Source organism: Streptomyces sp. NL15-2K (assembly GCF_030551255.1).
Taxonomy (GTDB): domain Bacteria; phylum Actinomycetota; class Actinomycetes; order Streptomycetales; family Streptomycetaceae; genus Streptomyces.
Genome location: NZ_CP130630.1, coordinates 2,316,434 through 2,330,293, shown reverse-complemented (window position 1 = coordinate 2,330,293; position 13,860 = coordinate 2,316,434). Strand labels below are relative to the sequence as shown.

12 protein-coding genes are annotated in these 13,860 nt (G+C 69.7%); 5 read left to right on the top strand and 7 right to left on the bottom strand.

The genetic code is table 11. The annotated features are described in order from the left end of the window. Window positions 1-76 precede the first annotated feature (76 nt). Window positions 77-1,564, top strand: coding sequence for a cytochrome P450 (locus Q4V64_RS09965; protein ID WP_124443669.1), 1,488 nt, complete (start codon window positions 77-79; stop codon window positions 1,562-1,564). Here Q4V64_RS09965 and Q4V64_RS09960 read toward each other — a convergent pair. The 4 genes from Q4V64_RS09960 to Q4V64_RS09945 all read right to left on the bottom strand — a co-directional run bounded on the left by Q4V64_RS09960 (window position 1,558) and on the right by Q4V64_RS09945 (window position 6,270). Continuing rightward, on the bottom strand, window positions 1,558-2,520 hold the full coding sequence (locus tag Q4V64_RS09960; RefSeq protein ID WP_124443670.1) for an RluA family pseudouridine synthase: 963 nt from the start codon (window positions 2,518-2,520) through the stop codon (window positions 1,558-1,560). The genes Q4V64_RS09965 and Q4V64_RS09960 overlap by 7 nt on opposite strands. Before the next feature lie 21 nt (window positions 2,521-2,541). Further along, complete coding sequence (locus tag Q4V64_RS09955; protein WP_124443671.1) at window positions 2,542-4,089, bottom strand: amino acid permease; 1,548 nt, start codon at window positions 4,087-4,089, stop codon at window positions 2,542-2,544. A gap of 221 nt (window positions 4,090-4,310) precedes the next feature. Continuing rightward, a complete protein-coding gene (locus Q4V64_RS09950) occupies window positions 4,311-5,156 on the bottom strand; it encodes a siderophore-interacting protein (RefSeq protein ID WP_124443672.1) in 846 nt (281 codons plus the stop codon). Between the two features lie 169 nt (window positions 5,157-5,325). Then, complete coding sequence (locus Q4V64_RS09945) at window positions 5,326-6,270, bottom strand: 5'-3' exonuclease (protein WP_124443898.1); 945 nt, start codon at window positions 6,268-6,270, stop codon at window positions 5,326-5,328. A gap of 177 nt (window positions 6,271-6,447) precedes the next feature. Between Q4V64_RS09945 and Q4V64_RS09940 the strand changes: the two genes are divergently transcribed. The 4 genes from Q4V64_RS09940 (at window position 6,448) to Q4V64_RS09920 (ending at window position 11,261) form a co-directional block, all read left to right on the top strand. Further along, complete coding sequence (locus tag Q4V64_RS09940) at window positions 6,448-7,536, top strand: betaine/proline/choline family ABC transporter ATP-binding protein (RefSeq protein WP_124443673.1); 1,089 nt, start codon at window positions 6,448-6,450, stop codon at window positions 7,534-7,536. Continuing rightward, window positions 7,529-10,153, top strand: a complete 2,625-nt coding sequence (locus Q4V64_RS54890; RefSeq protein WP_348540798.1) for an ABC transporter permease/substrate binding protein — start codon at window positions 7,529-7,531, stop codon at window positions 10,151-10,153. Before Q4V64_RS09940 ends, Q4V64_RS54890 begins: the two co-directional genes overlap by 8 nt. A 317-nt stretch (window positions 10,154-10,470) precedes the next feature. Further along, complete coding sequence (locus tag Q4V64_RS09925; RefSeq protein WP_172629476.1) at window positions 10,471-10,800, top strand: hypothetical protein; 330 nt, start codon at window positions 10,471-10,473, stop codon at window positions 10,798-10,800. 26 nt (window positions 10,801-10,826) lie between these two features. Then, window positions 10,827-11,261 (top strand): hypothetical protein, encoded by a 435-nt coding sequence (locus Q4V64_RS09920; protein WP_124443675.1) that lies wholly within the window; start codon window positions 10,827-10,829, stop codon window positions 11,259-11,261. Window positions 11,262-11,335: 74 nt separating this feature from the next. Here the strand turns inward: Q4V64_RS09920 and Q4V64_RS09915 are convergent, their stop codons facing one another. From Q4V64_RS09915 to Q4V64_RS09905, 3 genes are all read right to left on the bottom strand, one after another. Continuing rightward, window positions 11,336-12,271 (bottom strand): LysR family transcriptional regulator, encoded by a 936-nt coding sequence (locus tag Q4V64_RS09915; protein ID WP_124443676.1) that lies wholly within the window; start codon window positions 12,269-12,271, stop codon window positions 11,336-11,338. Between the two features lie 88 nt (window positions 12,272-12,359). Then, on the bottom strand, window positions 12,360-13,082 hold the full coding sequence (locus Q4V64_RS09910) for a helical backbone metal receptor (protein ID WP_124443677.1): 723 nt from the start codon (window positions 13,080-13,082) through the stop codon (window positions 12,360-12,362). Next, complete coding sequence (locus Q4V64_RS09905; protein ID WP_124443678.1) at window positions 13,079-13,648, bottom strand: XRE family transcriptional regulator; 570 nt, start codon at window positions 13,646-13,648, stop codon at window positions 13,079-13,081. The genes Q4V64_RS09910 and Q4V64_RS09905 overlap by 4 nt, the downstream gene beginning before the upstream one ends. Window positions 13,649-13,860 lie beyond the last annotated feature (212 nt).

Genomic DNA, 13,860 nt, shown 5'->3' with positions numbered 1-13,860 from the left:
TACCCACTCCTCGTCCCCAGACACAGCCACAGCCACAGACACACACAGACACCGGATGCACCGCGGAGCGACCACTGTGACGCCTGAATCCCACTCCCCGACCGGTACGGACCCCAGCCTCGGACCGCCGCCCGGCTGTCCCGCCCACGGCCGCGGCCCCGGCGGACTGACACGGCTCTACGGCCCCGAGGCGGAGGACCTCCGGTCCCTGTACGAGAAACTCCGGGCGGAACACGGCCCGGTGGCGCCCGTGCTGCTCCACGACGACGTGCCCATCTGGGTGGTACTCGGCCACACCGAGAACCTGCACATGGTGCGCTCGCCCGCGCAGTTCTGCCGGGACAGCCGCACCTGGGCGCCGCTCGTCGACGGCATGGTCAAGCCCGACCACCCGCTCATGCCGCACTTCGCCTGGCAGCCCATCTGCGCCATGGCGGAGGGCGACGAGCACCTTCGGCTGCGCGGCGCGGTCACCGGCGCCACGTCGACCATCGACCACCGGATCCTGCGCCGCCACATCAACCGGCACACCCAGCGCCTGGTCAACCGGTTCTGCGAAGAGGGCGCCGCCGACCTCGTCAGCCAGTTCGCCGAGCACCTGCCGATGGCCGTGATGTGCGAGATCCTCGGCATGCCCAACGAGTACAACGACCGGATCGTGCAGGCCGCCCGGGACATGCTCCGGGGCACCGAGACCGCGATCGCCAGCAACGCCTACATCATGGAGGCCCTCGGCCGGCTCACCTCCCGCCGCCGCGCCCGGCCCGAGGACGACTTCACCTCCCACCTCATCAACCACCCGGCGGGGCTCAGCGACGACGAGGTCAGGGAGCACCTGCGGCTCGTGCTGATCGCCGCGTACGAGGCCACCGCCAACCTCATCGCCAACGTGCTGCGCATGGTGCTCACCGACCCGCGCTTCCGCGCCCAGCTGAACGGCGGCCAGATGACGGTGCCGGAGGCGGTCGAGCAGTCTCTGTGGAACGAGCCGCCGTTCAGCACGGTCCTCGGCTACTACGCCAAGCAGGACACGGAGCTCGGCGGCCAGCGCATCCGCAAGGGCGACGGGCTGCTCCTCGGCATCGCCCCGGGCAACGTCGACCCGCGGGTGCGTCCCGACCTGTCCGCCCACATGCAGGGCAACCGCTCCCACCTCGCCTTCGGCGGCGGCCCGCACGAGTGCCCCGGCCAGGACATCGGCCGTGCCATCGCCGACACCGGCGTCGACGCCCTGCTGATGCGGCTGCCCGACGTCGAGCTCGACTGCGACGAGGACGAGCTGACCTGGACGGAGTCGATCGCCTCCCGCCACCTGGTGGAACTGCCGGTCCGGTTCGAGCCGAAGCCGCAGCAGGACGTGAAGGCCAAGCCGGGGCTTGCCGCGGTCCCGCCCCAGCGGCCCGCCTGGCAGATCGGCACCCACCAGCCGGAGCCGAAGCCGGCGCCCGCGGCGGTCGCGGAGCCCCAGCCGGCCGCCGTCCCGACGCAGCCCGCGCCGACCCCGGAACCGGCCCGGCCCCAGGGCGCCTGGCGGCGCTTCCTGCGTTGGTTGCGCGGTTACTGACCGGCGGCCCAGGCGTCGTACGACGTCCACGCCTGAAGGACCCGACCGCTGCGGAACCGGTGCTCCGCCCCCGTGACCGGGTCGGTGAACTCCAGGCTCCGCGCGAGCAGTTGGAGCGGACGCCGGAAGTCACCGGCCGGCACGGGGCCGGTCACCACCGGGTACAGCGGATCGCCGAGGATCGGCACGCCGAGCGCGTTCATGTGGACGCGCAGCTGATGGGTCTGCCCGGTGGCGGGCACCAGCCGGTACCGGCCGAGCCCGTCGGCCCCGTTCTCGCGGTGCTCGACCAGCTCGACGCGGCTGACGGCGTTCGGCTCACCCTCCACCTCGTACGCGGCCAGCACTCCGCGCTCCTTCACGAGCCGGCTGCGCACCGTCCGGGGCAGGGTGAGCGTGGGATCGTACGGCGCGACGGCCTCGTATTCCTTGCGCACCCGCCGGTCGCGGAACAGCACCTGGTACGCACCGCGTTCCTCGGGCCGCACCGTGAACAGCACGAGTCCGGCGGTGAGCCGGTCAAGGCGGTGCGCCGCGCTGAGTGTGGGCAGGCCCAGCTCCCGGCGCAGCCGGGCGAGCGCGGTCTCGGTGACGTGGCTGCCGCGCGGGGTGGTGGCCAGGAAGTGTGGCTTGTCGACGACGACGATGTGCTCGTCGCGATGCACGACCCCCAACGGGAACGGCACCCGCACCTCGGCCGCCGGCTCCCGGTGGAACCACACGAACATCCCCGGCACGAACGCCGCGTCCGGCGCCACCGCCCGCCCGTCCGCCCCGACGACCTGCCCCGCGTCGAGCATCCTGTCGACGACGCCGTCACCCGCTCCGGACAGCCGCTCCACCAGATGCTCCCGCACGGTGGTCCATGCCCCCTCGACGGGCAGCCGCACCCGCACCGGATCCACCCCCTCGCGCTGCGGCAGGGGAGAGGGCGGGATCCGGGTCTTGCGTCTCATCACCGCCAGCGTAAGCGCTGCTCAGACCGGGACGGCTTCGGGAGCTTCGGGTGCGACCACCGTACGGGCCTTGTACGCCCGGTAGGCCACGCCCAGGACGATGGTGATGCCCAGGAAGAGGACGGTGAAGTACTGGAAGTACCAGTGCCCGCCCGCCGGGTCGTACACCGCGGCGCGCGGCCAGGCCAGGTTGACGGTCATGAACAGGCCGTACAGCAGGGCCAGCGCGTTGACCGGAACACCCCACCGGCCGAGGGAGAACAGCCGGGCGCCCGTCTCGTCCGTGCCGTCGGTGGTGAAGCGCCCGCGCAGGCGGCTGACCAGCAGCGGGCCGGTGACCATCGCGTAGGCCAGGTACAGCATCACGATGCAGGTCGTGCCGATGGCCAGGAACGCCTCCGGGGAGCCGAAGTTGAGCAGCAGCAGGGCCGCCGCGAGGACTCCGACCACCAGGGCGGGGGCGCTGGGCATACCGGTGCGCGGGTTGACCTTGGCGAGACGGCGGGAGAAGGGGAGCTGGCCGTCGCGGGCCATGGAGAAGAGCATCCGGCAGGCCGCCGTCTGGATCGCCAGGGTGGCCACCGCGATCGCGACCACCACGTCGGCCAGCAGCACGCGGCCTACACCGTCACCCAGGCTGCTGGTGAGGACGTAGCTCAGGCCGTCGACGGCGAGATGTCCGTCGGTGAGGCTGGGAGCGGCGAGGAGGCCGCCGAGGACGATCAGCATGGCGAGCAGGCCGGCCGCGCCGAGCGCGACCAGGATGGTGCGGGGCGCGGTGCGCCGCGGGTGGTGGGTCTCCTCGCTCATCTCGCCCGCGCTGTCGAAGCCGATCATCACGTACGCCGCCGCGAACGAGCCCACGAGAAGGGCTCCGAACAGGCCGGACTGGGCGGCGCCCTCGGTGTGGAAGGTGATGCCGGGGGTGCGCTCGGAGTGGGTGAGCAGCAGGACGACGATCAGGATCGCGCCGATGATCTCGGCGGTGACGCCGACGCGGTTGATCACCGACATCACGCGGTTGTCCAGGACGTTCACCAGGGTGGTCAGCGCCAGCAGGATCACGCCGAGGACGGCCGCGTTGGCCGCGCCGTCGGCCGAGGTGACCGCCGAGTCGGTGCCGATCAGCTGGAAGCCGGACCAGATCGCGGGCAGCACCAGCTGCAGTGCCAGTGCCGCCGCGGCGACCACCACGATCTGCCCGATCACCATGATCCAGCCGGCGAACCAGCCGAAGGTGAGGTTCGAAAGACGCGACGACCACTGGTAGATGGCGCCGGAGATCGGGTAGCGGGCGGCCAGTTCGGCGAAGCAGGCGGCCACCAGGAGCTGCCCGACCAGTACCGCCGGCCAGGTCCAGAAGAAGACGGGGCCGCCGAACGCGTACCCGAAGGCGAAGAACTGGAAGACGGTGGTCAGAACGGAGATGAAGGAGAACCCGGCCGCGAAGGACGCGTACCGGCCCAGGCTGCGGTGCAGTTCCTGGCGGTAGCCGAACGCGGTGAGCGAGCGGTCGTCGGGGGAGTGCGGCGGGTCGGGACGCACGTCGGAGGGGGTGGTGGTGGTCACGGCGGCACCTGCCTTCGGCGCAGGGGAGCGGGAGGGAAACAGAATTCCTGTCGAGTGACAGAAATTAGGGAGAGGCTGTTTCGCTCGCGTCACGTCGCCGTGTCCGGTGCGGGCCCAAGTCCTCACGCTCTGCGCCGCTCGGGCCGGCTGGGCACAGTGAAGGGGCGGCACCCCTTGCGGGTGCCGCCCCTTAAAGCCTGTTCAGGTGGCTTAAATCCTGTTCAGGCGGCAGGTGCCGCCCCCTCCTGCTCCGCCTCGATCCGCGCGTTCCAGTCCCGCTTGGTGGCCTGCCAGCCGTCCTCGTTGTGGCCGAGACGCCAGTAGCCGGAGATCGACAGGTCCTCGCGCGGGATCCCGTGTTCGACCCGCAGCAGCCGGCGCAGCTCCTTCACCCAGGCCGCCTCGCCGTGCACGAACGCGTGCACGCGCCCTTCGGGAAACTCCAGCGCCCGTACCGCTTCGGCCAGGGCCTCGCCGAGGGGCCGGTCGCCGCGGTGCAGCCAGACGACCGACACATCGGAGTCGATCTTCTGCTCCTCCTCCGGCCCGGCGACCTCGACGAAGGCATGGGCGCGGGCGCCGTCGGGCAGCGCCTCCAGGGAACGGGCGATCGCGGGCAGCGCGCTCTCGTCACCGACGAGCAGATGCCAGTCGGCGGCCGGGTCGGGGGCGTAGGCGCCGCCGGGGCCCATGAACCACACGGTCTCGCCCGGCTGGGCGCGCAGGGCCCACGGTCCGGCGAGCCCCTCGGCGCCGTGGATCACGAAGTCGAGGGTCAGCTCGCGATGTCGGGGGTCCCAGGCACGCACCGTGTAGGTCCGCGTCACGGGCCACTGCTCGCGCGGGAACTCTTCACGGATGCGCTCCATGTCGAACGGCTCGGGATAGGTCGCGCCTCCGGCCGGGAACAGCAGCTTCACATAGTGGTCGGTGCAGGTGTCCGCCGAGAAGTCGGCCAGGCCCTCGCCGCCCAGCACCACGCGCTGCATGTGAGGTGTCAGCCGTTCGGTACGGATGACCTGCGCGGAGTGGGGTTTCCGCGGCGTGCGTCCCGGTCGTTCTGCCATGGCGGCCTCCCTGGTCCCTGTGCTTAGGCTTACCTAAGTTAGCACCTTCCCCCTCGGTAAAGCCCCCCACAGAAGAGGTCTCTCGACCTCTTGGGCAGAAGTTTGCTTCTTCTGGCCGCGCATGTCGCTGGCGACGGCGAGATCTTCGATTGCGCCACGAGATCTTCGATTACGCCACAAGAGTCGCGAGCAGTCGCTGCAAGGATCCCCCCAGTCCCCAGTGAGCCGCCAACGCCTCCAGTGCCGCGGGATCGCGCGGCGTACGCGGCAGGACCGTGTCGACGTCCGGCAGCGGGACGTCGTCCGCCACCTTGACGACCTTCGGCGCCACCGCCAGATACGGCCGTGACTCGTCCAGGCGCTTGCGCTGCGACGGCGTGAGCCTGGCCTTCGGATCATCCACCGCGGCCATGATCCCGGCCAGGTCACCGAACTCGGCCAGCAGCTTGGCCGCCGTCTTCTCGCCGATTCCGGGCACGCCCGGCAGGCCGTCGCTCGGATCGCCGCGCAGCAGCGCCAGATCCGCGTACCCCTTGCCGTCGACCCCATACTTCTCACGCAGCACGGCCTCGTCGGTGAGCTGCAACGAGCCGACGCCCTTGAGGGGATAGAGAACGCGCACCCCCCGTGCGTCGTCCACCAGTTGATACAGGTCGCGGTCGCCGGTGACGATGTCGACCGGGCCCTTGGCCCGCGCGGTGAACGTGCCGATCACGTCGTCCGCCTCGTATCCCGCCACGCCCACGCGCGCGATGCCGAGCGCGTCGAGGACGGACTCGATGACGGGCACCTGCGGCGACAGCGTGTCGGGCACCTCCTCCTCGTCCGGGCCCGCTTCGTGCTCCTCGGCGACGCGATGCGCCTTGTACGAGGGGATCAACTCGACCCGCCACTGCGGCCGCCAGTCCGCGTCCATGCACGCCACCAGATGGTCCGGACGATGGTCCTTGACCAGGCGGTCGATGAAGTCCAGCAGCCCGCGCACGGCGTTCACCGGTGTGCCGTCCGGGGACTTCACGGACTCCGGCACGCCGAAGTAGGCGCGGAAGTAGAGCGAGGCGGTGTCGAGGAGCATCAGTCGTCCGGTCACGCCTCGCATCATGCCGTACGGCACCGACACCGGCCGTCGACGGCGACCTTATGGGCGGAGGTAAACGTCATGTGAACTGGAGCACGCGTGCGTTTGACCTGAAGGCATGCGGGCAGGCGCCGCCTCGGAGCGATACCGGTTGCGCATTCAACAGTTTGCGGCCCTTCGTCTCCTTTTCTGCCGTCGAGACAAGAGGTACGCGTGTCAGCCAGACTTGAGGCCGAACGGCTTTACAAGGTGTTCGGAAAACGACCGGACGACGCAGTCGAGCAGGTCCAAAAGGGGGCCGACCGGGAGGAACTACGCGCCGAGGGCACCACCGCGGCGGTGGTCGACGCCTCCTTCACCGTGGAACCGGGCGAGATCTTCGTCGTCATGGGGCTGTCCGGCTCCGGCAAGTCCACGCTGCTGCGTATGCTCAACGGCCTCCTGGAGCCGACCGCCGGGCACGTCCGCTTCGACGGCCAGGACCTCACCGCGCTCACCGACCGCGAACTGCGCGAGGTGCGCGCGAAGAAGATCAGCATGGTCTTCCAGCACTTCGCGCTCTTCCCGCACCGCAGCGTCCTCGACAACGCCGCCTACGGCCTCGCGGTCCAGGGCGTCCCCCGCGCCGAGCGCGAGGAGCGCGCCACCGAGGCACTGGCCATGTGTGGACTGGCCGGCTGGGAGAAGTCCTGGCCGGACGAGCTGTCCGGCGGTATGCAGCAGCGCGTGGGCCTGGCCCGCGCCCTGGCCACCGACGCCGACCTGCTCCTCATGGACGAGTCCTTCAGCGCGCTGGACCCGCTGATCCGCCGCGACATGCAGGACCAGCTGATCGAGCTCCAGCGCAAGCTCAGGAAGACCATCGTCTTCATCACCCACGACCTCAACGAGGCCATGCGCCTGGGCGACCGCATCGCCGTCATGCGCGACGGCCGTATCGTCCAGATCGGCACCGCGGAGGACATCCTGATCCGCCCCGCGAACGACTACGTCGCCTCCTTCATCAAGGACGTCGACCGCTCCCGCGTCCTGACCGCGTCCGCCGTCATGGACAAGGACATACGCGGCGACGAGGTCAGCTGCGGCTGCGAGACCGCGACGCCGGACACACCGTTCACCGAACTCTGTGCGATCAGCGCCCGCGTGACGCACCCCGTGGCAGTCGTCGACGCGAAACGGAAACTCGTCGGTCGCGTTCCCAGGCAACGCCTCGTGGGCTTCCTCGGCGACCAGCAGGGCGAGCCCGTGCCCTGCGACAACCCGCGCGGAACCCGCGACGGGAAGGTGATCGAGAATGCCTAGACTCCACTTCGGTGACTGGGTCGAAGACCTGGTGGACTGGCTGCAGTCCCATCTGAGCTTCCTGTTCGATGTCGTCAAGGCCGTGCTCGGCGGCATGTACGACGGCGTCGACGCCGTACTCGGCGGCGGAGAACCGCTGCTGATGGCGGGCATCCTCGCCGTGATCGCGTGCTGGCTGCGCGGCCTGCTGCCGGGTGTCCTCGCCTTCGTCGGCATGGCCCTGATCGACTCACTCGGGTTGTGGGACGACGCGATGGACACGTTGTCCCTTGTCCTCGTCGCCGCGGTCATCACCGTCGTGATCGCGGTTCCCCTGGGCATCTGGGCCGCCCGCAGCGATCGGGTCAGTGCCCAGCTGCGGCCGGTGCTCGACGTCATGCAGACGATGCCGGCCTTCATCTACCTCATCCCCGGCGTCATGTTCTTCGGCGTCGGCACCACCCCCGGTCTCCTCGCGACGATCATCTTCGCGATGCCGCCGGGCGTCCGGATGACCGAACTGGGCATCCGGCAGGTGGACGGCGAACTGATCGAGGCGGCCGACGCGTTCGGCACCAGCCCGCGCACCACCCTGACCCGGGTGCAGCTGCCCCTGGCACTGCCGACGATCATGGCCGGGGTCAACCAGGTCATCATGCTGTCCCTGTCCATGGTCGTCATCGGCGGCATGGCAGGGGCGGGCGGCCTGGGTGAGCAGGTCTACTCCGCGATCACCCAGCTCCGGGTCGGCCTGGCCGCCGAGAGCGGCGTGGCGGTGGTCATCCTCGCCATGTACCTGGACCGCATGACCGGAGCGCTGGGCGAGCGGGTCTCCCCGCTCGGCCGCCGGGCGGCGGCCAAGGCGGCCGCCGTCGCCGCGGGGCGCGTGAAGATCACGCGATACAAGCCGAACGCCGCGGTCGCGGTCGTCGGCGTCGTGGTTCTCGCCCTCGTCGCGGGCGGCATGAACCTGGCCGGCTCCGACGACTCCCAGCAGGCCGCAGGGGCCGGCACGAACGTCGGCCAGGGCAAGAAGATCAACATGGGCTACATCCCCTGGGACGAGGGGACCGCCACGACGTACCTGTGGAAGGAGCTCCTGGAGGAGCGCGGCTACGAGACGGACGTCAAACAGCTCGACCCCGGCCCGCTCTACTCCGGCGTGGCCCGGGGGGACATCGACTTCCAGACCGATGCCTGGCTGCCCACGACGCACAAGGCGTACTGGGACAAGTACGGCTCTCAGATGGAGGATCTCGGTTCGTGGTACGGGCCGACGTCACTGGAGCTGACGGTTCCGTCGTATGTGAAGGGCATTGATTCGCTGGCGGATCTGAAGGGTCAGGGGAAGAAGTTCGGCGGCAAGATCATCGGTATTGAGGCGAGTGCCGGGATGATGGGGACGTTGAACTCGAAGGTCCTGAAGGCTTATGGGCTTCAGGGCGAGTACAAGGTCGTGTCGTCGAGTACGTCGTCGATGCTGGCGGAGCTGGACCGGTCGATCAAGAAGCGTGAGCCGGTCGTGGTGACGTTGTGGTCGCCGCACTGGGCGTACGGGAAGTACGACCTGAAGAAGCTCAAGGACCCGGAAGGGGCCTGGGGCAAGGGCGAGCAGATCCACACCGTCGCGCACAAGGGCTTCAGCCAGAAGGACCCCGTCGTCGCGCGGTGGCTGAAGGACTTCAAGCTCACCGAGCAGCAGCTGACCAGCCTGGAGAACGACATCCGCGCCGCGGGCGAGGGTGCCGAGCAGGACGGCGTGCGCACATGGCTGAAGAAGAACCCCGGTCTGGTCGACCAGCTCGCCCCGGTTGCCGGGGGTGCGAAGGCGCAGGGCAAGGACGCGGGGAAGACGGTCGACATGGGCTACTTCCCCTGGGACGAGGCGATCGCCGCCACCTACCTCTGGCAGAACATCCTGGAGGACCGCGGCTACAAGGCCAATGTCGAGCAGCTCGACCCCGGCCCCCTCTACACCTCGCTCGCCCAGGGACAGATGGACGTCCAACTGGACGGCTGGCTGCCGACCACGCACAAACAGTACGTGGACCGCTTCAAAGGCCAGTTGGAGGATCTCGGTTCGTGGTACGGGCCGACGTCGCTCGAGTTGACGGTTCCGTCGTATGTGAAGGGCATTGATTCGCTGGCGGATCTGAAGGGTCAGGGGAAGAAGTTCGGCGGCAAGATCATCGGTATTGAGGCGAGTGCCGGGATGATGGGGACGTTGAACTCGAAGGTCCTGAAGGCTTATGGGCTTCAGGGCGAGTACAAGGTCGTGTCGTCGAGTACGTCGTCGATGCTGGCGGAGCTGGACCGGTCGATCAAGAAGCGTGAGCCGGTCGTGGTGACGTTGTGGACGCCGCACTGGGCGTACGGGAAGTACGACCTGAAGAAGCTCAAGGACCCGGAAGGGGCCTGGGGCAAGGGCGAACAGATCCACACCGTCGCGCACAAGGGCTTCAGCAAGGAATTCCCCGAGTTCTCCGGCTGGCTGAAGAATTTCAAGCTGACCGAGGAACAGCTCGCCTCCCTCGAGGTGGAGATACAAAAGGGAGGCGCCGGGCAGGAGAAGGCGTCCGCGAGGAAGTGGCTGGACGCTCAGCCGGGACTTGAGGACAAGCTGGCTCCGGTGGCCTGAGTCCTGACTCCTTAGGATTGCTTCCCTCCGGGCACGCCCCGGAAGTGCGGGTGGAATGGTTTCTGTGAAGCTCCTGAAACCATTCCACCCGCTCCTTCGTTCCGTTCCCTTCAGAGGTTGATCGACTCTCGACCGGCGTGAGAGCTTATTACTGCACGGGGGTGCCGGGACGCATATTCCTGGAGTTTCTCCTGTGCTCGACCAATGCTGGGGGAAACATCTTGAAGAGAATTGCGACCGTAATCGGCTCTGCCTTTTTCGCCACGGTTCTGACCACGGGAATCGCATTCGGCGCCGGCGGTTCCACGGCACGGAACGTGGCCGGCGGACCTCCGGCCGGGGCGGCGTGCGCGACGGGCGGCTGGGCCGAGGGCTGCTTCGCCAAGGACGGGGACGAGATCTGGGTGCGGGACACCCGCAATGACGGGAATCACGCCGCCGTGCACTGGTGGCTCTCCGGTGGCAGTGCGAGCGACGACAAGATCTGCCACGACCGTGCCGGCAAGGCCGCCGGCTGGACCGTGTGTGACGGGCTCTCCGGCGTCATCGCCGAGAACTCGAACATCACCATCTGGCCCATGACGATGGACGGCGACCAGATCGTCCCCAACGGGGCCAGCCCGCAGACGATCGCTCCCACCTCCTGACCCGCCCGCAGAGGAGACCGGCAATCATGAACAGCAGGATCCTGACAGTGGCGGGGGCCATGGTGACCGCGGTCGTCCTGGCCGCCACGCCCGCACTGGCGACCGAGTCCGTCAAGCAGACGGCGAAGGACGGCTCCGCCCCACCCAGTGGCGCTCCGTGCTCGGTGGGCAAGGGAGTGACCGTCTGTTTCCAGAAGGCGGGAGACGTCATCTGGGTGCGGGACGAACAGGCGGACGGCCACCACGCCGTCGGCGGCTGGGGTTTCGGCGACGGCGAGACCGACGTCTGGGACTACGAGTGCCACGACTACCTGGGACCGGCGGCCGGCTGGACCCGTTGCGGGTGGTCCGACACCATCGGCGAGAGCCGCACGATCACCTTCCGCGGAATCGAGTTCGACGGCAGCACGCCGAAGCTCAACGGTGACGCCGGACCGGCCACCGGCGGCAAGGCGTCCTGAGGGACGAGGCGGGCCTCACCCGGCTTCGGCCCGGGTGGGGCCCACCGGCTCGGAACACTTCCCTTGCGCCTGCCCTATCCCCGCGTCAGCGACAGCAACTCCCGTGCCGGTCCCACCGGTCGGTGCCCCGTCGGCCACACCGCCCTCAGGTCTCGGGCGAGTGACACGTCCTCCAGCGGCACGCGCACCAGGCGGCGCATCGCCAACTCCTCGCCCACGGCCAGTTCGCTCAGTACGGCCGGCCCGGCCCCGCTGACGGCCGCGGCCTTCACCGCCGTAGTGGACGACAACTCGATCAACGGCCTTGCGAGCCCGCCCAGCGCGGCATCCAGCACCTGCCGGGTCCCCGAGCCCTTCTCCCGCAGGATCAACGGCGTCACCGCCAGTTCCGAGGCCTCCAGCGGGCGGCGCCGGCGTGCCCAGGCGTGCTTGGGGGCCGTCACCACGATCAGGTGGTCGTGGGCGATGACCACGGAGTCGAGGCCCGTCGGCACGGTGAGCCCCTCCACGAAACCCAGGTCCGCCTCGTCCGCCAGCAGCCGCTGCGCCACCGCCGCCGAGTTGCCCGCGAGCAGCGACACCGCCGTGTCCGGCCGCTGGGCGCGCAGCGCGAGCAGCCAGCCCGGCAGCAGGTACTCGGCGATCGTCATGCTCGCCGCCACGCGCAGCCGCGAGTCCCGCCGGTCCCGCAGCGCCTGAGCCCCCGCGTCGAAGGCCTCCGACGCCTCCACGATCCGCCGCGCCCAGTCCGTCACCAGCGCACCGGCGTCCGTGAGCCGGGAACCGCGCGGTGAACGGTCCACCAGCGCGACGCCCAACTGGCGTTCCATCGAGCGGATCCGGCTGCTGGCCGCCGGCTGCGTGATGCCCAGCTCGCGCGCCGCCCCGCCGAGACTCCCGAGCCGCGCCACCGCCAGCAGCAGTTCCAGCGCCCCGAGATCCGGCACCCGGTGTGCCAGCGAGCCACCGGCCACTGACCGGCCGTTCCGCTGTTCCCCAAGGCCGCTCATAAAGACACCTTATGCCCTGACAGAGACATACCCCCTGGTCGGGGGGCGTTGACCGGCGAGACGGTGGACACATGGGCACCGCCGTCCGTCACCTCGGGCGAGCTGCTCGCAGCGCCTCGCCCAGTACCCGCGGTGCCTCGGCCAACGACGGTCCGTACCACGTCAGGTGCCGGCCGCTGACCAGCGCGCACGGCAGGCCCGGGAAGGCCTCCGGGCCGTCGTCGGCCGTGAAGCGGTACGGCTCGTCCGGGAGGACGACCACGTCCGGTGCCGCCGCTCGGAGGTCCTCGACGGGGACGCGTGGATAGCGCTCGGTGTGCGTCGCGTACAGGTGGTCGACACCCAGGCGTGACAGGACGTCGCCCGCGAACGTCTCGCGGCCCAGCACCATCCACGGGCGGCGCCAGATCGGTACGACGGCTGCCGTACGGCGCGCCGGCGGCCCCAGCGCCGACCAGGCCCGCTCCGCCTCGTCCAGCCAGCGCGGTCGAACCGTCGCGCCGCAGGCCCGAAGCACCCGCGCCAGTTCCTCGAAGGCCTGCGGTACGTCGCGTACCTCGGTCACCAGTACCTCGACGCCTGCCGCGCGCAGGGCGGCCAGGTCGGGGGCGCGGTTCTCCTCCTCGTTGGCGATCACCAGGTCGGGGGCGAGGGCGACGATCCGGTCGACCTTCGGGTTCTTGGTGCCACCGATTCGGGTGACGTCCAGGTCGGCCGGGTGCGTACACCAGTCGGTGGCGCCGACCAGGGCGGAGGGGAGCGTCGCGGCCAAGGCCTCCGTGAGCGACGGGACGAGCGAGACGACCCTCACTGGCGTGGCCGGTCCTGGACCGCCTCGATGTGCTCGGCCACCGCGACGACGACCACGCGGGTGTCCGCCACCGTCGCCCGCCAGCGGTGGCGGACCCCGCCGGTGAGATACAGAGTGTCGCCGCGCCCGAGACGGTAGGCGCGGCCCTCCGCCTCGATCTCCACGCCGCCGTCGGCCACGTACATCAACTGGTCGTTGCGGTACTGGAATTCGCGGCCCGCGTCGTGGTCCCCGGTGAATTCCGAGGCGTGCATCTGGTGGTGACCGCGCACCAGGGAACGTACCTGGGGCGCGAGCGCCGACTCGACGCCCTCCGCGCGTACGACATCGACGCTGCACGCCGGGTCGGCGGCGGCGAGAAGTTCGACGGCGGTGGTGCGCAGGGCGTCGGCGACCTTCTCCAGGGAGCTTCTGCTGGGCCGTGCCCGCTCGTTCTCGATCTGGCTCAGGAAGGGGACCGACAGGCCGCTGCGCTCGGCCACGACGGCGAGAGTGAGCTCCAGCGATCGGCGCCGGCGCCGTACAGCCGCACCCACCCGAAGGGGCTGCTCTTTGTAATCGCCCATGGCTCCGGCTCCTTCCTTCGCTCGTCGTTCCGGTTCCCGTGCGCGCCTGCTGTGGCGCACCGCTTCTGATGAGTTGTCTGCACCTTACGCAGGTTCGGCAAACCGTTTCATGCGGCCGTCACATCGATGTCACATTGGGTGTCCTCGGACCTCACAGTTCGCGCCAGTGGATCAGCGGCCCGGGCCGGCCGGGCAGCCGAGGGACCGGCGAA

Excerpts from the sequence above, each read along its gene's own strand:
- Q4V64_RS09960 (WP_124443670.1), bottom strand. The coding sequence starts at position 2,520 with ATGAGACGCAAGACCCGGATCCCGCCCTCTCCCCTGCCGCAGCGCGAG.
- Q4V64_RS09950 (WP_124443672.1), bottom strand. The coding sequence starts at position 5,156 with ATGGCAGAACGACCGGGACGCACGCCGCGGAAACCCCACTCCGCGCAG.
- Q4V64_RS54890 (WP_348540798.1), top strand. The coding sequence starts at position 7,529 with ATGCCTAGACTCCACTTCGGTGACTGGGTCGAAGACCTGGTGGACTGG.
- Q4V64_RS09920 (WP_124443675.1), top strand. The coding sequence starts at position 10,827 with ATGAACAGCAGGATCCTGACAGTGGCGGGGGCCATGGTGACCGCGGTC.
- Q4V64_RS09915 (WP_124443676.1), bottom strand. The coding sequence starts at position 12,271 with ATGAGCGGCCTTGGGGAACAGCGGAACGGCCGGTCAGTGGCCGGTGGC.
- Q4V64_RS09905 (WP_124443678.1), bottom strand. The coding sequence starts at position 13,648 with ATGGGCGATTACAAAGAGCAGCCCCTTCGGGTGGGTGCGGCTGTACGG.